We start from the raw sequence: 20,538 nt of genomic DNA on the forward strand, positions 1-20,538 counted from the left end.
GTTCACCTACGCAGGAACCGCCGACGAGGCGCTAAAACAGCTCGACGAGATGTACGGGAGATGGAACGCGGGGGTCCGCGAACTCTCGGACACCGACCTGGACAATCCGCCCGCGATGGGTCCCGAACCGTATCCCATGGAGAACAGGGTCCTGCACGTCAACAGGGAGCTGATCCATCACGGCGCCGAGATTTCCCTGCTGCGCGACCTCTACCGCTGGAAGGACGGAGCCGCACCGCACCGAGTATGAGCCGGGTGCGGTGCCAAGCAGCAGTCGACCGGAGCTCGACTTTCAACCGGACCAGAGTCCCATCCACGATGGGGAGTTCGCCGTCGTGCTCCAGCCAGGCCGAGCGGTGGGTCAGTCTCGGGTGGACCCGGTCCCACGCCTGGGCTTCGGCCTTTCCGTAGTTCACCGTGTCGGTGGCCGTGGTGATCGCCGGGTCAGCCCAGGTCTCGGGCTTGGCGAAGCGGAACTCCGGCCCGTGCTTGGGCGGCCGACCGTTGACGCCGTGCATCCTCGGTGGTTTCGGCAGACGCATCACCCGGTCGCTGCGGATCCGCCCGACCAGCTCGACGGGGAGATCCCACAGCACCCAGGCCAGACGGGCGACGTCGTAGCCGGCGTCCATGACGATCGTGATGTCCGGCTCTCCGGGCGTCCACTGGCCAGCCGCGATGAGCCGTTCGGCCACGGCCCTCAGCTGGGCGGCGGTGACCGCGGTCGCATCGTCCTCGGGTCCGAGCCGGACCACACCCAGGATCCCGGTCCACGACGTGGCGCCGGGCTCCAGAACGGCAACGAAGGAGTACGGCCAGCCCGGGATGAACTGCGACGCGGACTTTGCCCGCCCGTAGACGTGGCAGAACAGCCGGTCCGCCGAGCACGGCGCGTCCGACCTCAGCCACGGCGACACATCCACCGCCAGCACCAGACGACCACCATCGAAGCGCGGCAGGCATGTCGGCGAGCAGGGACCGCAACCTGTCGAGGTCGATCCGGCCGTGGTTGAGGGCTCCGTACAACGCTCCGTGCCCACGACGGTGCTCGGGCACCAAAGTCAGGTCCACCGGCGAGACCACCGGCCCGTCGAAGCACAGCAGCGCGTCCGTCAGCTCGAACAGTTCGTCACGCCGGGCGGTCAGGCACTCATAGAACTCGGCCCGGAAGCGTGACGCTTCCGCGAACGCTTCCCTCCGGACCGCATCAGGCAGCAGACTCACCCTCACGGCCTTCGTCGTGGTCACGTGCACCTTGGTCGGAGCACATGATCAGACGAAGGCCGCCCCCGTGTCCGGAGAATCCCCAGGTGAGCGACGTAGTACGAGACGTCGTTCGATGCCAGATGCCACATCGATCCAAACCTGCCGGGGCGAGTACGACCCGACAGGCTCAACAAGGCGTCCCTCTGCTCACCAGTCGATCTCTCCGTCCTCGTCTACGGAGGGATGGGCGACGGTGTCAAGCCAGTCGGTCCGATCGTGGTGTTCCATGGCCTCGGCCACCTCGTGGAGCCAGGTTCCAAGGCTTGGCCACCCCAGGAAGTAGGCATGGTCGTCGTGCGCAGCGCGGCCAAGGTGGTTGTGCCAAAGGCCTGGGCCCGCGTCTATGAAGTGCTCATCGCCATCGCTGCCAGCGAAGGGGATCCACTGCGTTCCCCACCATGGATTTTCCTGCTCAGATGGGTCGTTCTCTCCTTCCCAGATCTCCATGCGCATCTGTCGCACTTCGGCGATTACGTCCGTGGAGTACAGCGGGCCGCACGGCAGAATGCCGAGATAGGACGAATCCCCGTCGTGACACAGCAGTGATGCGCGCAGGTCGGTGGGAAGCCGGACGCCCAACGTGACTTCGAGCTGGTCGATGGCATGCGGCAAAGCCGGAGGGCCAAGCTCTGCGAGTCGAGCGGGCGCATGCTGGGCCAGCCATGCATCGATGCGCTGCCAGGATGTGGCGACAGGCGGAATCACCGGCGTGATGCCGTTCAGAGGCGACTCAATCATGAGCTGAAGCGTCTCACCCCGGTTCAGCAGCAGGCTGCGAAGTGCAGGTTAAGCGAGTGCATGACCGCCACAGTGGAGAACTCGTAGCAGTAGTACGACTGGCGCAGCAGCTCGCGTGCCGTACGCAGGACCGTCGCCGCGGCCTCGGGAGCCCCGTCGGGCGCGACCAGGTCCTCCACGAGGCGGTGCATGTCGGCGTAGCCGGTGACGAAGAGGTGGGCGCGTTCGTCCGGGACGGGGAACGGCAGGCGCTGCGTGGTCATCCCCGAAGTCTCCCAGCGGCACACCCCGTCCGGCAGCGGCTTTCCCAGGGGCGTCGCGCAGCGTGGCAGGGAGGGAGGCCTCCCTGCCGGAATAGACGGAATGTCGCAGGTGGCGGAGCTGGACAAGAGGTGGCGGCGCGAGCGCTGGCCGGGCGAAGCCGTTCACCGTCGATGCGCGGTCTCTGTCCACAGGGCCGCCGCTGGAGGCTCCTGTTGAGGCAGCCACGATCAGCGGGCGGCCCTTACGTGAGGAGCTGTCATTCCTGAGAACACCATCACCACCCCGCTCGCCCCGATGGAGCTGGAGGACGTCGCCGCCGCCTTCGCCTTCATCCGAGCGTTGCAGGCCGACGACATCGACACCACCTGCGCGGTCGCCGACGACACAGGCCCGGAGCTGCACCGGCTGCTCCTGGACGTCGCCGCGCGCGTCATCATCCCCGTCACCGCGGCCGACGACCACGACGGGGAACCGTGCGCGCACTCCTTCCTGGCCGCCGCGCTCGGCCGGCTCCTGCTGGAGATGCTCGGCGACAGCGCATGCCTGGCCGGCGTGTTGGGCATCGCCGACACCATCACCCCTCTTCACCGACAACATCCTCACCACCGAGCACGGCGACGTCGCCGGAGTCCTGCGCCAGCTGGAGGCCACGGGGATGCGCCAGGCGACGGAGGCGCGCCCGGCGCACCGCACCACCGCGTAGCCGTACATCCGGGACGGCGGTGGTGCGGTGCGCATCGGGTACGCACCACCGCCGGACGATGGCCCCGTGGCGGCACCGAGACGATCAGGCCGACCGCGACGCCGTCTTCCTCGGTGGCCCCAGCACCGCCGGTGACCACCGTCTGCGCGAGTTCGTCGACGCCTGCGCACCGCTGGGCGAAGCTCTCAGTGCCGGGATCTCCAACAGATCGGGAGGGCCGGCCCGGCGCGGCGCACCACCTGGTGGCGGGCGGGCGTTCGAAGCCGCGGCCGGCGCGCGCCGCGCTCGCGCTGACGTGAGTTACACGCTGTCGTGCTCCAGGGCGTACAGCTCGTACGGAACGGTGGACCTGTCCTCGGCGTACCGGTCGGATGTGCCGATGCGGGTGAACCCGGCCTTGGCCAGGACGCGGCCGGAGGCCGGGTTGTCGGGGTGGTGCATGGCCTCCAGCCGGGTCAGTCCGGCGGTGGTGAAGGCGAGGACGGCGACCTGTTGGGCGGCGTGGGTGGCGTAGCCGTTGCCCCAGGTGTCCTCGCGGAGGATGTAGCTGATGGTGCCCATGGACGGGGATCGTCGACGCAGGGAGATCAGGCCGATCATCTTGTCCGCGGCGAGGATGCCCCAGGACCACTGCGCGCGCGGGGTTTCGGCGGCTCGGGCGAGGGCTGCCTGGATCTTCTCCTGGGCCTGGCCGAGGGTGAGGGGCTTGCCGGTGGTGTGCCGGATGGATGCGCCGCTGTAGATGCGGGTGAGGTCGGGGGCGTCGTCGGGGGTCAGTGCGCGCAGGGTCACCATGCTGCGGTCAGCTCCTTCGCGGTAGGCCGGTCGACGGGTCGGGTGCCAGGCACGCGGTGGCCGGCGCCGTGTCCGGCCTGGGTGGTTCGGTGCGGGGCCGTCAGCAGACGATCCCGGCGCGGCGCCAGGCGGCCACGACCTCGTCGTACGCCGTGCGCATGGACGCGTCGTCGCTGCTGCCCACGGTCAGGTGGGTGATCAGGGTGCTGGCCGCGGACAGGTCGAGGGTGAGCACCGTGAGGACCATCGTGGTCGTCCTGGTCAGGGTGGGCAGGTCCGTGCTGTGGGCCAGGTCGAGGTAGTACGCCAGCTGGTCGGTCAGGTACTCGGTCGGGATCGGCGGCCGCGGCCCGGACCAGTGCGCCGTGGCAGGCCCTCAGCGCCTCCAGCCGGTACCCGGGCAGCACGGTCACGCACACGGCTCCGGAAGCGTCCGCGGTGGCGCAGTCACCGACCAGATCAGCCGCGGCCTCCCAGGTCACCGGCGGCAGCAGACACCCGGAGCCAGGAGCGAATGCCCGGGCGTTCTCCAGGGACTCCCTGACCAAGTGCACGGCGTCCCTCCACTTCTCACCCACAGGCAGGAGAACGGGACGGTCGTAGTCGATGTCCGGCAAGGGGGCATGGAGGCACGGTAGGAGATCCGCCCGAGAAGAGCGCCGCTTCCCGGACACCCGCCTGCGGAGCACCTCCCGGATGCTACGGCCCGCCCCGTCCTATTGCTGGCAGTACGAGACCGTCCCGCCGGACGACACCCGTGTCGGGTCCGGTTCCACTCGTGCGAGTGGAACCGGACCCGCCGACGAACCGTCCGGATCGCCGTCCGGATCGCCGTCCGGATCGCCGTCGGGGCCGGCGCTCGCGGCCAGCAGCGAGGCGCCTTGGCTGGCTATGACGGTGACCATGTCGGCCGTCCCCACCGGCCGCGGACCTCGATCAGTTTGCGCACGGCGTCGTCGATGCGGTCCATGGCCTCCTCGCCCTGGAGGAACAACCCGATCCGGTCGGCGAGGAACATGCGGACGACCGCCACATCGTCGGCCAGGGTGGTGTCCACGCTGTAGTCGGCGCGGGCCTTCTCCGACTTCTTAAGCACGGCCGGAATCGTGTACGTCCGCTGCTGCGGAATGAGGCCCTGCTGCCGCCACTTCGCGTACGGGATCGGGCCAACGGCGTCACGGCGAGCACGGGGGGTGGGGCGACCGCCTGCGGTCCGGCAGGCGCGTCCTGCGGCCGCCTTGGGGGTGGGGCATTCCAGGCGTCGCGTCCAGGAGCGGACGAGATCCGTCAGACGGATGGTGCGAACGCCGCCGGAGCTTGCGACAAGTAGGGGTTGAGGCTGCCATCGGGCGGTCCGGAGAGGGAGACTTCGTGGTACCCGATCACGACGACAGCGACAGCGATGCTCAGCTGATCCGTTCGGTGGACGACGCAGCGGCGTTCACGCCACTCGTGGAGAGGCATTCGTCCGCCCTGCACGGCTACTTCGCCCGGCGCGTGCCCGCCTCGGCCGACGACCTGCTGGCCGAGACCTGGCTGCAGGCGTTCGCCACGCGGCGCACCTTCGACACTTCGCGCGGCTCCGCCCGGGCCTGGCTCTTCGGGGTGGCCCGTAACGTGCTGGCCGGGTATCTCCGGCGCGCCGGACGGGAAGTGAACTCGCCGGCACCCGCGGCCAGCGACCCGTGGCAAGCGGTAGACCAGCGGCTGGACGCAGCCGCGCTGGCTCCCGACCTGCACCGGGCATTGGCCGATCTACCCATCGGTGAGCGGGAGTTGATACTGCTCGTCACCTGGGAGCATCTGACGCCGACTGAGGCCGCTGCGGTCGTCGGCATCCCGGCCGGTACAGCCCGCTCCCGCCTGCACCGCGCACGGAGCCGGTTGCGTGAACGGCTCGCACAGCCCCGCCCGGCACGGCGCCATATGACGGTCACCGGAGACCTGGCATGAACGAGAACATCCCCACCGCACACGAATTGGAAGGAACGGGCATGACGGAGCGACAGGAGCTTCTCGACTTCCCCGGCGCGGAAGCGCTCCAGGCCGCAGGCCACGTGGAGCCCCCGTCCGCACAGGCCATCGCCCGGGCGATGGTGGCGGTCCGCGCGGCCGTCCAGGACGAGGCTGGCAACGCCGCGGTGACCCCGTTCCGGCGCCGCATCCGAGTCCTGTCCGGCCGGCGGATCACGGCGACCGTCCTGGCGGCAGCCGCGGTTGCGGCGGGTGTCGTGGTGTACACGTATACGGGAGCGGGGTCGACGGGCGCGACGCAACGGACGACGACGGCCATCACCACCGCGACATTCCTCAACGACACCGCCGAAGTCGTCGCCACCACGCCGATCTCGTACGGGCCCTACTGGAGGATGCGTCTGAAGGCGTCGGACTCGAACGGCACTTCCCGTACGTTCACCGAGTACATCTCACGGTCCGGTCACTACTCCGTCGTGGCCAACGGCCGGACCTACCACAAGCCCCTTGCGGGAACCTGGCAGCTGGGGCCCAAACAGTTGGACTGGAACGATCTGGACCGGCTGCCCACGGACCCGGCGGCGCTTCTCTCGCTCATGAACAGTTCGAAAGAGTACGCAGGCCAGAGCGCCTTCGTCCAGGCGGGCTCCATCCTCGGGTCCTCCCCCGCGAGCCCGCATCTGCGGGCGGCCCTCTACAAGGCCCTGGCCCGCATGCAGGGCGTCAAGCTAGTCGGCACCGTCAAAGACGGTACCGGGCGCAGCGGTACGGAGCTGGTGTTCAACGGGGTCGCGAGCCAGGACCGCATGGTTGTCGACCCCAGGACCGGCGTGCTCCTGGAGACCGTGAGCGTGCAGACCAAGGGATCGCTCCATCCGGTCAACCGTCTGACGTACCTGTCCCTGGGCCCGGCCACGAAGATCGGCTGACGCGTCAGCACACGGATGAGGAAACGGACCAGGACACGACTCAGAAAGCATAAGACAGCGGACACAGCCGGGCGCTCCGTCGGACGACGACGGAGCGCCCGGCTGTTCCGTACGGCCTGCGCTGCCGACCCCGTCATGGACCGCCCGCACCGTCACCATGCCCGCGGAGCAGCGCGAACGCCCCCGGCGCGTACGACAAGTACGGGGTGAGACCGCCGGGGAGCATCCGGCTCCCCGCGCCGGCGAACGGAGACTGATGATGAGCAGGATCGCGGGACGCGGGCGACACCTCACGGTGGCCGTCACCGCGGCACTCGCCCTGGCAGCGTGCATGGGGACGGCAGTGTCCGCGCAAGCCTCCGCCCCGGCCCCTGCGGGCCCGGCCTGGACGGCCGAGACGGCACCGGTGGGCGCGGGCAACCTCTACAGTGAGGCGCGCCTGGACGACCGCACCACCTGGGCTGTCGGCACCAGTTTCACCACCAACGCGCCACTGCTGCTGAGCCGCGACGACACCAACGGCCAGGGCTGGCAGGAGGTCCCCCACCCTGGGGACACCCCGTCCGGCTCCTGGTACAGCTCCGTCTCGGCCTCCTCCGCCCAGAACGCCTGGGTGGCCGAGAGCAGCACCGACAGCGGGAACGTGCCCGTCCACCACTGGGACGGCAGCACATGGCAGACCACGCAGGCGCCGGCCCCGAAGCACGTCGGCAACGCGGCACTCCACCTCGCCGCCGTCTCTGCGACCGACGTCTGGGGCGCGGGCTGGTACTGGAGCGATGATGGGGCCGGACACCAGACGCTGCAGGGGATGCTGGATCACTGGGACGGCGCCGCCTGGACGTCCGTGGCGCTGCCGGCCGGTGTCGACGTCGCAAACTTCACGGCGGTGACCGCCACGTCCGCCAACGACGTGTGGGCCGTAGGACACTCCTCTGCGGACCAGCCGGCGGTGCTGCACTACGACGGCAGTTCCTGGAAGCAGGCGACTCTTCCGAAGGCCGGACTGTACGGGGAAATCCGCGGGATCACCGTCTCCGGTCCCAACGACGTGTGGGCCGTGGGCCGGGTGCTGACCAGCGAGACCGACAGTGGTCACGCGCTGGCGATGCACTGGAACGGCAGTTCCTGGACGCGGGTGAAGACCCCGGCCCAAGCCGGTCCGCTCTCCTCGGTCGCGGAGACGCCGAGCGGCATGCTCGCCGTGGGCCTGGACCATGACCAGGCGAACGGGATCGCGCTGTACTCGACGGCAGGGACTCTGCGGATGCAGACCCTGCCGCAGGTGTCCGGCGCCCCGGTCCAGCCCGCCTACGTCGATGCGGTCGGAGACAGGTTGACCGTGGTCGGGGATGTCACTCCCGCCGGGGCCGAAATGCCGGCGCCTGCGGTCCTCACCAGCAGGTGGTGACCGCACAGAAGCACTGAACCGCCCCTGCCCGGCGACCTGGTGCCGTGGGGTGCGCTACGACCCGTGCCGGGCGGTGAGCCCGGCACGGGTCGAAGGCGCCAGTCGCTGCTGCTGCAGCTGCTCTTGGTCCACTCCGGCTCGGCTCCGGCAGAGGGCTTGGGGGTCATGCGTCTCCCCGCCGTTTCTCGATGAAGGCCGGCGACTCATCTGCAGACTTTGGTCGAGTGGGTAACGACGTTCATCGTCACCCGTGAGGGTGACTGGAGGTGCAAGTTCCCGCCGCACCAGCGGGCGCTCGTCGCGCTCGTTCATCCAGTACGTCGTCCGGCCCTTGCAGGGCGGCCACTTTGGGGTCGGCGCGGAAGCGATCGAAGTCGAAGCTGAGGCCGCCGTCCCGGCGGCGGGCCATCAGCGGGCTGAGGTCGTTGGGCTTCATTTCAGGCCCCGCTCTCCAGCTCGTACAGCTCGTACAGCTCGTACAGCTCGTAAGGGACGGTTCCGGTCTCGGTGTCCCGGTAGGCCGTGCCGATGCGGGTGAACCCGGCCTTGGTCAGTGCCTCTTCTGAGCCCGGACTTGTGGTTCTGGACATCACCGGCGGGGACGAGGACACCGTCCGCATCGTCATGGCCGCGCTGGAGGAGCGCTGGGCGACGTCGGGCATCAGCCCGGTACAGCGGGAGCCCGGCGTGCCGGGAGTCCGGGCCCGGGTCTACGCCGACATCCTGCGCCCAAAACTGCAGTAGCCGGGCCCAGGGTCAGGGAAGCCCGCCCACGAGCTCAGCCACCGCCCGGCACAACCTGCTCCGGAGCCTGCTCTCCAGCCAGTCCAGGCGCGTATAGAGCACCCGTACAGGATGGGCCCGGCCCTGGGCCCAGCGTGCGGTGCTTTCCGGTGGGGTGGTGGGGGCGTCCGCTTCTACAGGGGATGGTGCCGGTGAGGGCGCCACGGCTGTCGTTGTGGGCGGGTTGGCCTGTGGGGAGGGGCTGGCGATCAAGTGGGCGGTGTGGGTTCACGACGTGCCCGGCAGGGCGGCATGATCGGGGCATGTTGGTGTTACGGGAGCGCTGGTATTCGCGTAAGTGGCGGGTTGTTCAGGTTGTTTCTGGGGTGTTGATCGCGGTGTGCGTGGTCTTCGCCGTTTGGAACATCGCTCAGGGCAAGGAGACCAAGGGGGTCGATGTTGCGACTCTTCTTGGTGTTCCGATCGGTATGACCAGTCTGGTGGTCGCGGTCGTGGCGTTGCGCAGGCCGGTCGAGGACGGTGGGGCCGGGCTCGCGCGTGAGCATGCCAAGGCACTGGCCAAGCAGGTCCTGGACAGTGAGGGCGCGGTGCGGCGGCAGTTGCTGGGGGACGACACCCAGGGCATCAATGTCGCCTACGTCCTGCATTCTGCGGCCGAGCGGGCTGCGGCGGCTCCGTCGGCCGGGCTCACGTTCTCTGACGGCCCGGCCGGCCTGCCCGATGTTCTGGACTACTACCGTGCCACCCGGCCCAGGCGTCTGGTCGTCACCGGGGCCGCAGGGGCGGGAAAGACGGTCCTGGCCCTGGAGCTCATGCAGGCTCTCATCGAGGGCCGCTCCGAGAGTGATCCCGTCCCGGTGCGGATCCCGCTGGCGCAGTGGGACACCACCCAGCCCCTGGCCACCCTGCTGGTACGGCGCCTGACCGACGCCTACGGCGTGCGTGCCGAGAAGGCTGCCGGGCTGGTCGCTCACGGGATGGTGCTGCCGGTCCTGGACGGGCTGGACGAGATGGACCCCTTGCGCGCGGACGGCACCCCCGATCCCGAAGCGCCCCGTGCCCGCGCGGCTCTGGAAGTGCTCAACGCCTACCAGAGCGGCCGTGAGGCGGGCCCGCTCGTCCTGACCTGCCGCACCGGCCACTACGACGCGCTCGCTCCCGTGTCCCGGCTCATCGATGCCGCCCGCATCGCCATCGCCCCCGTCGACACCCGCAACGCGGTCGCCTACCTCCGCGCCCGGGCCCGGGACCGGGCCCGCTGGCAGCCGTTGACCGACCACCTCGAAGCCCAGCCCACAGGTCCGCTCGCCACCACGCTGTCCACGCCCTGGCGGCTGTGCCTGACCGCCACCGTCTACCACCGCGACGGCGACCCCGCAGAACTCCTCCGCCACACCAGCGGACACGACCTCGACCAGCACCTCCTGGCCCGCTACCTCCCCGCCGCCACCACCAACACCCACAACCCCCGCGGATACCGGCCCGAAGACGTCCACCGCTGGCTCCACCACCTCACCAAACACCTCACCGGCACCACCACCCGCGCCCCGGCCACCGACCTCACCCTCCACCGCCTCTGGCCCCTCGCCGGCACCACCCGCACCCGCATCACCGACCTCCTCCTCACCACCCTCACCACCACCGTCCCCCTCGTCGCTCTCAGCCTCAGCTTCCCTGGGCCGGTATCGAGAACCGAACTGGTCCTCGATACCGTGCTCGGCGTGTTCGTCGGCGTCATCACCTTCCGTCCCACGCCCAAGCCCAACCGTCTCCGAATCAACCGGGGAACGCTCCAGGGAAGGCTCAGGACCAGATTCTGGACCGGATTCAGGACGTGGTTCGCCGTTGGCGTCGCCTTCGGTGTCGCATTCGGCGTCGTGATGGAGTTCCCGAACTGGTTCACGGGCTTCAAGTTCGGGATAGGCCTAGGCATCGGAACCGGTGTCCTCGGCGGATTCATGGGCGGGTTGGCGGGCGGTTTCGCAAACGGATTCAAGGCCTGGTTCAGGATCTCGTTCATGGTTGGGTTTGTGTCCGGCCTCGGGATCGCGCTCGCCTACAACTACAAACTCCCCGGGTTCGCCGATGCGCTTGGCGATCACTCGCTCATCGACGCACTATCCAGTGGGCTCTGGCTCGGGCTCGTTTTCGGGATCGTCGGCGGGCTTGCAGGTGGATTCTTGCGCGGGCTCAGGGCGGAACCAACCACCCTGGCTAACCCTCGGGACATCATCCGCGACGACATGATCTATGGCCTCTTGGTCGTCCCCCCGACCGGAATCCTGGCCATGGCGGCCCTGACCATGGTGGCGCTGCCCATGCTCAACGTCGAACTCACGACCGGCGTCGCAGTCCAGTGCTCTGCCGGACTTGTGGTCGGGCTCGGGAGCAGTTTCGGTCGCTCGTCACGGCGGTACGCCATGTTCCTACTGTGCTCACGCGGCAGACTCCCTTTCCGTCTCGGTGTGTTCCTCGACTGGGCCGTTACTGCCGGTCTCCTCCGCTACAACGGACCCAGCTACCAGTTCCGCCACCGCGAGCTCCAACAATGGCTCAGCCAGCACCCCCACCGCTGAGAACGTGCACGCCAGCAACCCTTCAATGCATTCGTCAAGGTGGGTACCGGTTCCGGTCCACGACGAGCTCGGCGAGCGGTCGGCGGCCGTCGTCCCCAGGCAGCCCGGCCACAAGCGCGCGGACGTCGTGGACGGCCGCGCGGGCCGCCCCGGCGAGCAGCAGCCCGACCTGTTCGTAGTCGTCGGGCCGCAGCGGCGGGGGCGGTCCGCGTCAGCACGGCACGGGCGACGTCCTCGTGCGTGGACAACACGCCTGACACGCCACGGGCCTGGGGGAATCAGCTACGAGGGTCGCGGCCGCCTCGGTCAGCTCCAGCGTGAGCCGCCGGTACGCCTCCAGCCGGTCGTCGCCCTCGTGCCGGGTGGCGGTCCGGGTCGCATCGACGAGTAGCTGGGGGATCAGCGCGCCGAGCCGGACGAAGTGCCCGGCCTGGAAGCCGGTGCGGGCGTAGCGCACGCCGTGGCACGCCGGAGGGCGGGCCGGAGGCGGGACTCCCCTCGTCCTGTCAGCGGGACTTCGGCCGGTCGAACCACATCGTTGCCACTGCTGGCACCAGGCCGACCCAGAAGAGCACGAGCGGGATCGTGCGTCACAGTGCACAGAGCGTGCCCCACGCCGCTTCTCCGAGAACGACACCTCACGGCACCCTCACCGGCCCGTGACCTGCCCACCGCCCCGCCGAAAGTATGGCTGGCCGTCCCCAGGCCCTCGAAGCCCATCTGCTCGCCGCGGGGCGGCGCCCCGGCCGTTCGGCAGGGAGCGCTTGGCGGGCTGGGGGCGTCGACAGCGCGTTCAGGGTGGCTGGAATGAGGCTGCTTCGAAGTCGCGTGTTCGAATTAATGTTCGATACAGTCGAGTGTAGGTAGTTCATTTCATGTTGCTTTGGGGGTATTCGGGCGGAGGGTGTCATGCGAGAGGGCGTCCCTCACCTGCATGTCAGTAGTGGGTTTTCGGCCCGCTACGGTGCCTCGCACCCGCATGACCTCGTCGTACGGGCTGCTGAGCGTGGCATCGGGACGGTGGCGCTGACCGACCGCGACATGGTCACCGGCACGGTGCGCTTCGCGAAGGCCGCCCGGGCCGCCGGGGTGAAACCGGTGTTCGGCGTCGACCTCGGCGTCGCCCCCCGCGTCCCGGCGGCCGGGGTCCGCCGCCATGCACCGGTGCGCGGTGGTGCGCACGTGCCGCAGGCCCCGTTCCGGGCGACGTTTCTGGCCCGGAACGCGGCCGGGTGGGCGCGGCTGTGCCGGATGGTGTCCGCTGCGCACGCCGAGGCCTTCGCCGCGGGTATGCCGCTGGCGGCTTCGTGGGAGGTCCTTGCCCGGTACGCGGGTGAGGGGCTGGTGGTGCTGCTCGGTCCGGCGTCGGAGCCGCTGCGGGCTCTCTCCGCCGGCCGTCCGGACATCGCCGAGCGGCTTCTCGTCCCGTGGCGGCAGGTCGTCGGCGGTGGGCTGCGGCTGGAGGTCGTGTGCTGGGGCCTGCCCGGGGCCGGTCCGGGGTCGGTGCGCCTGGCCGCGCGTACCCTGGGGCTCGCCGACCGCCTCGGTGTCCCAGCCGTGCTGACCAATGCCGTGCGGTATGCCGACCCGGGCCAGCACCGGGTCGCGGACGTGCTGGATGCGGCCCGGCTGCTGCGGCCGGTGGACCGGCGGCGGCTGGACTGCGGGGAGCGCTGGCTCAAGGACGGGCTGGCGATGACCGGGCTCGCGGAGCGGGTGGCGGCCGCCGCCGGGGGCGGGCGGGCGCGCGCCGTGGCGCTGGTCGCCGAGACCGTTGCTGTTGCGGAGGGGTGCGTGGTCGATCCGGTCCGGGATCTGGGGCTCGGGGTGCCGCATTTCCCCGAGCCGTCGGTGGTCGGGGCCGAGGTCGGGCCGGGCGGGGCGATGCGGCTGCTGCGGCAGAGGTGCGAGAGCGGCATGGCTGCCCGGGGTCTCGATCACGACGCCCGGGCGATGGATCGGCTCGACTACGAGCTCGGCGTCATCGGCCGGCTGCGCTACGAGCCGTATTTCCTGGCTGTGGCGCAGGTCGTCGCCGACGTGCGGGACATGGGGATCCGGGTGGCTGCCCGTGGTTCCGGTGCCGGTTCCATGGTCAACCACAGCCTGTTCGTCGCCACCGCGAACCCGCTGGAGCATGGTCTGCTCTTCGAGAGGTTCCTGTCCGAGCGGCGCTCGTCGCTGCCGGACATCGACATCGACGTCGAGTCCGCGCGCCGTCTGGAGGTCTACGACCGGGTGATCGCCCGTTTCGGGCGGGATCGGGTCGCGGTGACCGGGATGCCGGAGACGTACCGGGCCCGGCACGCTCTGCGGGATGCCGGCCTTGCGCTCGGGATCGAGCCCGCCGTCGTGGACCGGATCGCGAAGTCGTTCCCGCACATCCGGGCCGGTGACATCCGCTCCGCGCTGTCGGAGCTGCCGGAGCTGCGGCAGCTCGCGGCCGAGGCGAGGCGGTTCGGGCCGTTGTGGGAGCTCGCCGAAGGCTTGGACGCGCTTCCCCGCGGGATCGCGATGCACCCGTGCGGTGTGGTCCTCTCCAGCGCGGGCCTCCTGGACCGGCTGCCCGTCCAGCCCACTCCCGGCGGGTACCCGATGCTCCAGGCCGACAAAGAGGACGTCGAAGACCTGGGCCTGCTCAAGCTGGACATTCTGGGGGTGCGGATGCAGTCGGCGATGGCGCACGCCGTCGCCGAGATCCGCCGTACGACGGGCCGGGCCCTCGACCTCGACAACCCCGACCACGTTCCCCTGGACGACCGGTTCGCCTTCGCCCTCATCCAGGCCTCCGACACGGTCGGGATGTTCCAGTTGGAGTCGCCCGGGCAGCAGGACCTGGTCGGCCGGCTCCAGCCCCGCGATCCGCAGGACGTCATCGCCGACATCAGCCTGTTCCGTCCGGGCCCGGTCCAGGGCGGCATGCCCGCCCTCTACATCGCCGCCCGCCACGGTGCCCCGCCCGCCTACCCGCACCCCGACCTTGAGCCGGTCTTGCGTGACACCTACGGGGTGACGATCTGGCACGAGCAGGTCATCGACCTGCTCGCGGTCATGACCGGCTGCGACCGTGCCCTGGCCGAGGTCGCCCGCCGCGCGCTCGGCGACGGGGAGCGGCTCCCGAAGATCGAAGCCTGGTTCCGGCAGCAGGCGGGCGCCCGCGGCTACAGCCCGAAGGTCCTGGACGACGTCTGGGACGTCGTCGCCGCGTTCGGCAGCTATGGATTCTGCAGAGCCCACGCCGTGGCGTTCGCCGTGCCCGCGCTCCAGTCCGCCTGGCTCAAGGCGCATCATCCGGCCGCCCTCTACGCCGGGCTGCTGGAGCACGACCCGGGGATGTGGCCGGCCCGCGTCATCGTCGCCGACGCCCGCCGCCACGACGTCCCCGTCCTGCCCGTCGACATCAACACCTCCCGGCCCCGGTACGCGGTCGAGCGGACCGCGACCGGGTGGGGTGTGCGGATCTCCCTGTCCGCGGTGCACGGCATCAGCGACGACGAGGTCGCCCGGATCGCCGAGGGCCGGCCCTACACCTCCCTGCAGGACTTCTACGCCCGCGCCCACCCCAAGCTCCCGACCCTGCAACGCCTCATCAGCATCGGCGCGCTCGACCCGCTCAAGGGCGCGGCGTCCCGGCGGGACCTGCTGCTGCAGGCGGCCGAGCTCCACCGCCAGGCCCGTACCCGACCCACCGCCGGGCAGCTTCCGCTCACCACCGCCCCTCACGCCGCCGGCCCGTCGGGGCTGCGGGAGATGACCGCGCGCGAGCGGCTGGACGCCGAGCTCGGGGTCCTGCACATCGACGTCTCCCGGCACCTCATGGAAGACCACCACCGCCTTCTGCGGGAGGTCGGCGCCACGGACGCCAAGCACCTGCACGCGATGCACCCCGGGCAGCGGGTCCTGGTCGCCGGCGTCCGCGCCTCCACCCAGACCCCGCCGATCGCCTCGGGGAAAAGGATCATCTTCGTCACCCTCGAGGACGGCACCGGCCTCGTCGACCTCGCGTTCTTCGAGGACTCCCACGAGCGGTGCGCCGCCACGGTCTTCCACCACGGCCTGCTCCTCGTCCGGGGCACCGTCGAAGCCCGCGGGCCCCGGCGCACCGTGGTCGGCGAGATGGTCTGGGACCTCGACGCCCTCGCCGCCGCCCGCGCCACGCACGGGCCCCAGGCCGTCCTCGACCTCCTCGGCCAGGACCCCGCCCCGACACCTGCCCGGCCCGTCCCCGGGCGGATGGTCCCCGGGCGGACGGTCCCCGACGGCACCGCAGGGGCTCGCCTTCACCCCTGGAGCGACCTCCAGCCCGCCGGGACCCGGTCGGCCGACCTCACCCGCCTCGGACACCGAAGCCCGGGGAGCGCCGGATGAACAGCACCAGGGCGCGGCGGCCGCGCGCGATCCTGCGGATCCACTTCCACCCCGCCGAGCGGACCGAGGACCTGTACGGGCAGTTGCTCAGCGTCCTCGACAGCATCAGCTCCCGCGTCGAGCCTCTGCCTGCCGACTGGTCCGCCTACGTCGACCTCACGGGCGCTCTGGCCTACTGGGGCCGGGACGTCGAGGGCCTGGTCGCCGTGGTCCGTCTGCGTCTGCTCGCCCTCCACGGCGTGCAGTGCTCCGCGGGTGCGGGTCCCACCCGTTCCGTCGCGGCCATCGCGGCGGACCTCACCCCGCCCGGCGCGGCCACCGTCGTCGCCGACGACCCGTACGACGTCGCCGCGTTCCTCCGCCCCCGGCCGGCCACGGCCCTGCCCGGCATCGGCCCGAAGACCGCCCAGGCCCTCGCCCGGTACGGCATCACCACCATCGGCGACATCGCCGACACCCCCCTGGCCACTCTCCAGCGGATCCTCGGTACCGGTGCCGCCCGCCAGGCCCACAACCGCGCGCACGGCATCGACGACCGCCCCGTCGTCCCCGGTGCCGCCCCCAGAACGCTGAGCGCGGCCTGCCGGTTCGCCCTCGACGTACTCGACTGCGAGCAGCACCACCGCACGGTGCTGGGGCTGGTCCAGGACCTCGGCCTCCGGCTGCGTACGAGCGGCGAGATCGCCCAGACGCTCACGCTCACCGTCACCTACGCCGACCGCACCCACACCACCCGCAGCCGCACCCTGACCGAAGCCACCGCCCACACCCCGGCCCTGGCCGCCACCGCCCGGGAACTCCTGACCGGCCTGGGCCTGCAGCGGGCCCGCGTCCGCGCCCTCGCCCTGCGGGCCGAACGCCTGCTCCCCGCCGAGCACACGGTCCATCAGCTCACCCTCGACGACCGCGACGACAAGCAACGTCGCTTGGAGGCCGCCCTCGACAAAGCCGCGGCCCGCTACGGCCCCGGCATCGGAGCCGCCTCCACCTTCCTGCGGGCAGGATGAACCCAACGCCCCGGCCCGGCGCCCGCACTTGAACCGTCACGTCCGCGAGCCCGGCGCGCCGGTTGTCCGGGTCCGGGTGCACGTTCTGCGCCCGGGATGGCAGTGGCCACGGAGAAGGGCCGGGGCCGGGAGCCCGGCCACAGGGATCGGCCGCCGCTCGGCGCGGCCTGGCTCCCGGGCGGGCGCAACCTCCAGCCGGTCCAGACGCGTGTCGAGCGCCTGGACGAGGCGGGCACGGTCCTTGGACGCGGCGGTCGGCGCACCGGATCGGTGCGGGCAGGCGCCTGCCGGTTTCGCGGAGGGCGCCTTCGGCGAGGGCATCGTGGCCGTCGCCCGTGGGGAGGGCGGCGATGTGACCTCAGCAGTCGCCGACCCGGGAGGCTCCACGGACGTTGGTCGTCAATCCGAGCGCGGTGTCGGATCCGGCCTTCACGCAGATCTTTTCGTCGGGCCAGAGGATTTTGTCGATGTTGATCTTTTCGCTGGTCGTGATGCAGTTGCGCCAGTACCGGTACTGCTGGTCCAGAACCTGATGGACGTGATTCCCGCAGGGATCGGTCGCCCGCGGGGCGACGTGCGCCCGCGTGGCGCCCGCCGGGGAGGTCACGCTCAGGGCCAGGACGAGTGCCGCAGCGCCGATTCCTGGGCATCGTGAGATGTACAGCTTCATTCTGCTGTCCTTCCAGTTCGTGCAGGACGGGCCGTCATGGGGCACGGCGTCTGTGCGAGTGCTGCACAGGGCAGTTGCTGAGCAGCAGGGCCGGCAGATGGTCATCTCGGTCCGCGGCGTCGGCCGCCCACTCCAGCTCATCGGTCGGCGAGAAGAGCAGATGCGGCTCGTGCCCGGTGATCAGCCGCTTGAACCGCGGATTCGCGGTCCGTCCGGTCGGCATCGCACCCCGGCCTCAGGGCGGACGACGGCAACGAAGCCGAGCCGAACGGATCGCTGCAGAGCGGGCGGGGATACTTCAGGTGAGGTGGAGGTTCTCCAGGGCGGTGGTCCAGTCGCTCGCGACCGCGCTCTGTGCGGCGCCGAGCGTTACCTTCCCCGCGCAGAGCGCCGTGTGGATCCTGGACTCGACCGTGTCCTTCGGGTTGGCCGTTCCCGTGCCGGGCTTGTGCCCGGGCGAAGGGGGCTCGACCCACAGGTTCCGTGGGTCGTTGGGGTCCCCGCCGAAGGACAGCGACAGGAAGTGGTCGTACTCGGCGTCGGACAGCGGGCCTGTGTAGCTGTAGGACTTGGCGTTCGCCGCTTTCTCCGGCCCGGTGACCGAGACCGGCGGGCGGATCGTGGACGTGTAGCCGCCCGGCCTGCACACCGTCTGCTGCAGTGTCGCCTGGGTGACCGCCGGATTCCGGGCACCGGGCGTGCACGTGGGATCCGGCAGCGGCTGCTTGTCCGCCGTGTACCGGTAGTGGCACGAGCCCGGCGCCGGCTGCGGCTGCACCGTGTACGTCGTCTGCGGCCCTGCCCCCACCGCGATCGCATTCAGCACGCCTTCCTCCCCGCCCGGCTCAGAGGCCTGTGTCCGGGCCGAGGAGTGCGTGCTTGACGGCTTCTCGTCACTGCCCGACGGGCTGCTTGAACATCCCGCTGCGGCCGCAGCGAGCACCAGCACAGCAGCGGCAAGACGACGGACGGCCACAAGAACCTCCCAGAATGTGCGGCAACGCTGTAAATCGCTGCCCTCCGTTCTGGCGCACAGTCGCGTTCCGCCGGCCGACCGCCCGTACGAAGGAGGCCGTGTCCACAGGTTCGAAACCGCCCTGCCCCGCCCCGGTAATGCGATCGCGTCCAGTGAGGCGGCCTCCACGGTCGGGCCGGGGTTCCACTCGTGCGGGTGGAACCCCGGCCGTCAGCGAACCGCGAAGTCGGCGTCGCCGTCGCAGAGGTCATGAAACCGATCGATGAGCGGCACATCGCTGGGCCCGGACTTGTGGTGCTGGACATCACCGGCGGGGACGAGGACACCGTCCGTACCGTCATGGCCGCGTTGGAGGGGCTCTGGGCAACTTCGGGCATCAGCCTGGTACGACGGGAGCCCGGCGTACCAGGGGTCCGGGCCCGGGTCTACGCCGACATCCTTCGCCCGGGACAGCTGTAGCCGCGGTCCGGGAAGCTCGGCCGCCGGCTCAGCCACTGCTCGGCGCGGCCTTCTCCGGGACGGGCTCGGCCTCCAGCCGGTCCAGACGCGTGTAGAGCGCCTGAACGAGGCGGGCACGGTCCTGGGCACAGCGGGCAGTTCCCTTGATCGGTGCACCCAGGCGGTTGTCGGATTCGCGGAGGACGACGTCGGCGAGGGCGCCGCGGCCGTCGCCCTTGGGGAGGGTGGCGGTGTGGCGGCGGAGGTCGGCGGCGACGGCGCGGGCATGCCCGGTGAGCTGGAGGGCGATCTGCTCGTAGTCGCGGGGTTCGAGGGACGGTTTGGTCCAGGCGAGGACGGCGGCGACGAGCGCCTCGTGCGAGGCGCTGTCGACTGACCGTCCCGCAAGCCGATTCCGGCGTCAAGGGCGTCTCGCCGGGCAGGGCGGCGGTGCTGGTGGCAACGTCTGGTCCGTCCGGGTGACCAGGTGCCGCAACTCCGACGTCGGAGTGCACGGCCCGCCTACCGGGCGGGATTCGGTACGGAGCGTGGGGCGATTGCCTTCGTCGTGACTGGTCAGACGTCGCTGATACGGGGCCAACCAGCCACTGACACTAGGGCGGGACAGCTGCGGTTCAGCTCAGGCGGCAGCTGAGGAGCGCAAGGCCGGCTGCCGCCGCGCGGTGCTGGTAGGGGCGCAGTCCGGGGGCGCCGGGAGGTGCGGGCTGGCGGGCGTTGCGGTGCCAGTGGCCGGTGAGCGCGGCGAGGAATGCGGTGGTGGTCTCGGGGCTGCTGGCGGTGGCGGGGTGGTCGCGGAGCAGCCGGGCGATGTCGGCGGGCGCGTGTCCGGCGAGGATGAGCTGCGGGGCGAGGGAGGCGGCGTCGATGCAGGCCGGGCCTGTGGTGGCGTGGGCCCAGTCCACGAAGGTCACCCCGAGGTGGTGGTCGCGGACCATGTTGTCGGCGCGCAGGTCGCCGTGGACGATGCGGTCGCCGTGGGCGAGGCCGGGCCAGGCCGCCTCGAGTTCGGCGAGCTGCTTCAGGCGGTCACGGGCGGCGGGGGCGAGGTCGGTCGGCGGATTGGCGAGCAGTTCGTCCCAGCCGTGCAGGGCTGCCGTGGTGGAGGGTGTGCTGTTCACCGCTGTGGCGTAGGAGGCTGGGGCGGGGCTGGAGGTGAGCTTGTCCAGCAGCGCCCAGGTCTGTTCGGCATCGGCGGAGGGCGGGGAGAAGTCGGGGTGCGGGCCGTCCAGGTGGGCGATGACGACGGCGGTCCAGTCGGCGGCGCGGTGGATGCCCAGCAGGTCCGGGGCCGGGGCGCCGGGCGGCAGCGAGCGGAGGACGGCGGCCTCGTGGACGTTGGCGTCGGTCAGCGGGTCGTCGTCGGGGGCCGCCTTGGCGAAGACCCGTCGGCCGTCGGCCAGGGTGAGCGCGGCGGCGAGCTGGTGGCCGAAGCCGCCGGGCGGGGTGACCGCGTCGGTGACGGGCGAGCCGAGGGCGTCTTCGAGGCGGGCGCGCAGCAGCGCGGGGACGTCGGTCCATTGCAGACGGCCGCTGGTGGGCGGTACAGGCATCGGGGTATCTCTCAGTGGACGGTTCGTGAAGTGATGTCCGTTTCCGTATGAGCGTTGTGTCAGGGGTGCTGGTTGTAGCGGTGGCTACTGCTTCCTGGTGAAGCTGCC

At 70.8% G+C, this 20,538-nt stretch carries 20 protein-coding genes and 4 pseudogenes; 11 read left to right on the plus strand and 13 right to left on the minus strand.

Annotation, left to right across the window (positions count from 1 at the left end; translation table 11 throughout):
- Position 1: 1 nt before the first annotated feature.
- Positions 2-250: pseudogene (locus ACIQGQ_RS36220) on the plus strand (DinB family protein); the annotation flags it as partial.
- Between the two features lie 34 nt (positions 251-284).
- On the opposite strand, the pseudogene ACIQGQ_RS36225 reads toward ACIQGQ_RS36220, so the two are convergent.
- From ACIQGQ_RS36225 to ACIQGQ_RS36235, 3 genes and pseudogenes are all read right to left on the minus strand, one after another.
- Positions 285-1,224: pseudogene (locus ACIQGQ_RS36225) on the minus strand (transposase); the annotation flags it as partial.
- Between the two features lie 189 nt (positions 1,225-1,413).
- Complete coding sequence (locus tag ACIQGQ_RS36230) at positions 1,414-2,004, minus strand: SMI1/KNR4 family protein (protein WP_402404635.1); 591 nt, start codon at positions 2,002-2,004, stop codon at positions 1,414-1,416.
- A 23-nt stretch (positions 2,005-2,027) separates the two neighbouring features.
- The gene (locus tag ACIQGQ_RS36235; protein WP_402404638.1) at positions 2,028-2,267 is read right to left on the minus strand and encodes a hypothetical protein; all 240 of its coding nucleotides are present in this window, start codon (positions 2,265-2,267) and stop codon (positions 2,028-2,030) included.
- A 295-nt stretch (positions 2,268-2,562) separates the two neighbouring features.
- Here ACIQGQ_RS36235 and ACIQGQ_RS36240 point away from each other — a divergent pair, with 295 nt between their 5' ends.
- The gene (locus tag ACIQGQ_RS36240; protein ID WP_402404641.1) at positions 2,563-3,270 is read left to right on the plus strand and encodes a hypothetical protein; all 708 of its coding nucleotides are present in this window, start codon (positions 2,563-2,565) and stop codon (positions 3,268-3,270) included.
- A gap of 1 nt (position 3,271) precedes the next feature.
- On the opposite strand, the gene ACIQGQ_RS36245 is transcribed toward ACIQGQ_RS36240, so the two are convergent.
- The 3 genes from ACIQGQ_RS36245 to ACIQGQ_RS36255 all read right to left on the minus strand — a co-directional run bounded on the left by ACIQGQ_RS36245 (position 3,272) and on the right by ACIQGQ_RS36255 (position 4,862).
- Complete coding sequence (locus ACIQGQ_RS36245; RefSeq protein WP_402404644.1) at positions 3,272-3,766, minus strand: GNAT family N-acetyltransferase; 495 nt, start codon at positions 3,764-3,766, stop codon at positions 3,272-3,274.
- A 100-nt stretch (positions 3,767-3,866) separates the two neighbouring features.
- Complete coding sequence (locus tag ACIQGQ_RS36250) at positions 3,867-4,013, minus strand: hypothetical protein (RefSeq protein ID WP_402404647.1); 147 nt, start codon at positions 4,011-4,013, stop codon at positions 3,867-3,869.
- A gap of 642 nt (positions 4,014-4,655) precedes the next feature.
- Entirely contained in the window at positions 4,656-4,862 is a 207-nt protein-coding gene (locus ACIQGQ_RS36255; RefSeq protein ID WP_402404650.1) for a hypothetical protein, read from the minus strand.
- A gap of 275 nt (positions 4,863-5,137) precedes the next feature.
- Between ACIQGQ_RS36255 and ACIQGQ_RS36260 the strand changes: the two genes are divergently transcribed.
- From ACIQGQ_RS36260 to ACIQGQ_RS36275, 4 genes and pseudogenes are all read left to right on the plus strand, one after another.
- Entirely contained in the window at positions 5,138-5,719 is a 582-nt protein-coding gene (locus ACIQGQ_RS36260) for an RNA polymerase sigma factor (protein ID WP_402404653.1), read from the plus strand.
- 41 nt (positions 5,720-5,760) lie between these two features.
- On the plus strand, positions 5,761-6,669 hold the full coding sequence (locus ACIQGQ_RS36265; RefSeq protein ID WP_402404655.1) for a CU044_5270 family protein: 909 nt from the start codon (positions 5,761-5,763) through the stop codon (positions 6,667-6,669).
- Between the two features lie 343 nt (positions 6,670-7,012).
- On the plus strand, positions 7,013-8,080 hold the full coding sequence (locus ACIQGQ_RS36270) for a hypothetical protein (protein ID WP_402404658.1): 1,068 nt from the start codon (positions 7,013-7,015) through the stop codon (positions 8,078-8,080).
- 207 nt (positions 8,081-8,287) lie between these two features.
- Positions 8,288-8,416: pseudogene (locus tag ACIQGQ_RS36275) on the plus strand (IS5/IS1182 family transposase); the annotation flags it as partial.
- Between the two features lie 101 nt (positions 8,417-8,517).
- On the opposite strand, the gene ACIQGQ_RS36280 reads toward ACIQGQ_RS36275, so the two are convergent.
- Positions 8,518-8,670, minus strand: a complete 153-nt coding sequence (locus tag ACIQGQ_RS36280; protein ID WP_402404661.1) for a hypothetical protein — start codon at positions 8,668-8,670, stop codon at positions 8,518-8,520.
- Between ACIQGQ_RS36280 and ACIQGQ_RS36285 the strand changes: the two genes are divergently transcribed.
- Together ACIQGQ_RS36285 and ACIQGQ_RS36290 are read left to right on the plus strand one after the other, a co-directional pair.
- Complete coding sequence (locus ACIQGQ_RS36285; RefSeq protein WP_402404663.1) at positions 8,657-8,824, plus strand: DUF6207 family protein; 168 nt, start codon at positions 8,657-8,659, stop codon at positions 8,822-8,824. The two genes, ACIQGQ_RS36280 and ACIQGQ_RS36285, sit on opposite strands and share 14 nt — an antisense overlap.
- Before the next feature lie 302 nt (positions 8,825-9,126).
- Positions 9,127-11,400 carry an NACHT domain-containing protein gene (locus tag ACIQGQ_RS36290; protein WP_402404666.1) on the plus strand — a complete coding sequence of 758 codons (2,274 nt, stop codon included), beginning with the start codon at positions 9,127-9,129 and terminating at the stop codon, positions 11,398-11,400.
- 211 nt (positions 11,401-11,611) lie between these two features.
- On the opposite strand, the gene ACIQGQ_RS36295 is transcribed toward ACIQGQ_RS36290, so the two are convergent.
- Entirely contained in the window at positions 11,612-11,857 is a 246-nt protein-coding gene (locus ACIQGQ_RS36295; RefSeq protein WP_402404669.1) for a hypothetical protein, read from the minus strand.
- A gap of 452 nt (positions 11,858-12,309) precedes the next feature.
- On the opposite strand from ACIQGQ_RS36295, the gene ACIQGQ_RS36300 reads away from it, so the two are divergent.
- Together ACIQGQ_RS36300 and ACIQGQ_RS36305 are read left to right on the plus strand one after the other, a co-directional pair.
- A complete protein-coding gene (locus ACIQGQ_RS36300; protein ID WP_402404672.1) occupies positions 12,310-15,768 on the plus strand; it encodes a DNA polymerase III subunit alpha in 3,459 nt (1,152 codons plus the stop codon).
- Complete coding sequence (locus tag ACIQGQ_RS36305; protein WP_402404674.1) at positions 15,765-16,775, plus strand: DNA polymerase thumb domain-containing protein; 1,011 nt, start codon at positions 15,765-15,767, stop codon at positions 16,773-16,775. Before ACIQGQ_RS36300 ends, ACIQGQ_RS36305 begins: the two co-directional genes overlap by 4 nt.
- A gap of 358 nt (positions 16,776-17,133) precedes the next feature.
- On the opposite strand, the gene ACIQGQ_RS36310 is transcribed toward ACIQGQ_RS36305, so the two are convergent.
- From ACIQGQ_RS36310 to ACIQGQ_RS36320, 3 genes are all read right to left on the minus strand, one after another.
- Positions 17,134-17,445: a hypothetical protein gene (locus tag ACIQGQ_RS36310; protein ID WP_402404677.1), complete on the minus strand. Its 312-nt coding sequence runs from the start codon at positions 17,443-17,445 to the stop codon at positions 17,134-17,136.
- 34 nt (positions 17,446-17,479) lie between these two features.
- Entirely contained in the window at positions 17,480-17,668 is a 189-nt protein-coding gene (locus tag ACIQGQ_RS36315; protein ID WP_402404680.1) for a hypothetical protein, read from the minus strand.
- A 75-nt stretch (positions 17,669-17,743) separates the two neighbouring features.
- Positions 17,744-18,271 carry a hypothetical protein gene (locus tag ACIQGQ_RS36320; RefSeq protein WP_402404682.1) on the minus strand — a complete coding sequence of 176 codons (528 nt, stop codon included), beginning with the start codon at positions 18,269-18,271 and terminating at the stop codon, positions 17,744-17,746.
- A gap of 399 nt (positions 18,272-18,670) precedes the next feature.
- On the opposite strand from ACIQGQ_RS36320, the gene ACIQGQ_RS36325 reads away from it, so the two are divergent.
- On the plus strand, positions 18,671-18,880 hold the full coding sequence (locus ACIQGQ_RS36325; RefSeq protein WP_402404685.1) for a DUF6207 family protein: 210 nt from the start codon (positions 18,671-18,673) through the stop codon (positions 18,878-18,880).
- A gap of 28 nt (positions 18,881-18,908) precedes the next feature.
- Here ACIQGQ_RS36325 and ACIQGQ_RS36330 read toward each other — a convergent pair.
- Both ACIQGQ_RS36330 and ACIQGQ_RS36335 read right to left on the minus strand, forming a co-directional pair.
- Positions 18,909-19,253 (minus strand): annotated as a pseudogene (locus tag ACIQGQ_RS36330) (restriction endonuclease); the annotation flags it as partial.
- Positions 19,254-19,494: 241 nt separating this feature from the next.
- Positions 19,495-20,430 carry a phosphotransferase family protein gene (locus ACIQGQ_RS36335; protein WP_402404688.1) on the minus strand — a complete coding sequence of 312 codons (936 nt, stop codon included), beginning with the start codon at positions 20,428-20,430 and terminating at the stop codon, positions 19,495-19,497.
- Between the last annotated feature and the right edge of the window lie 108 nt (positions 20,431-20,538).

The sequence above is a fragment of the Streptomyces sp. NPDC092952 genome, from assembly GCF_044754785.1.
Lineage (GTDB): Bacteria > Actinomycetota > Actinomycetes > Streptomycetales > Streptomycetaceae > Streptomyces.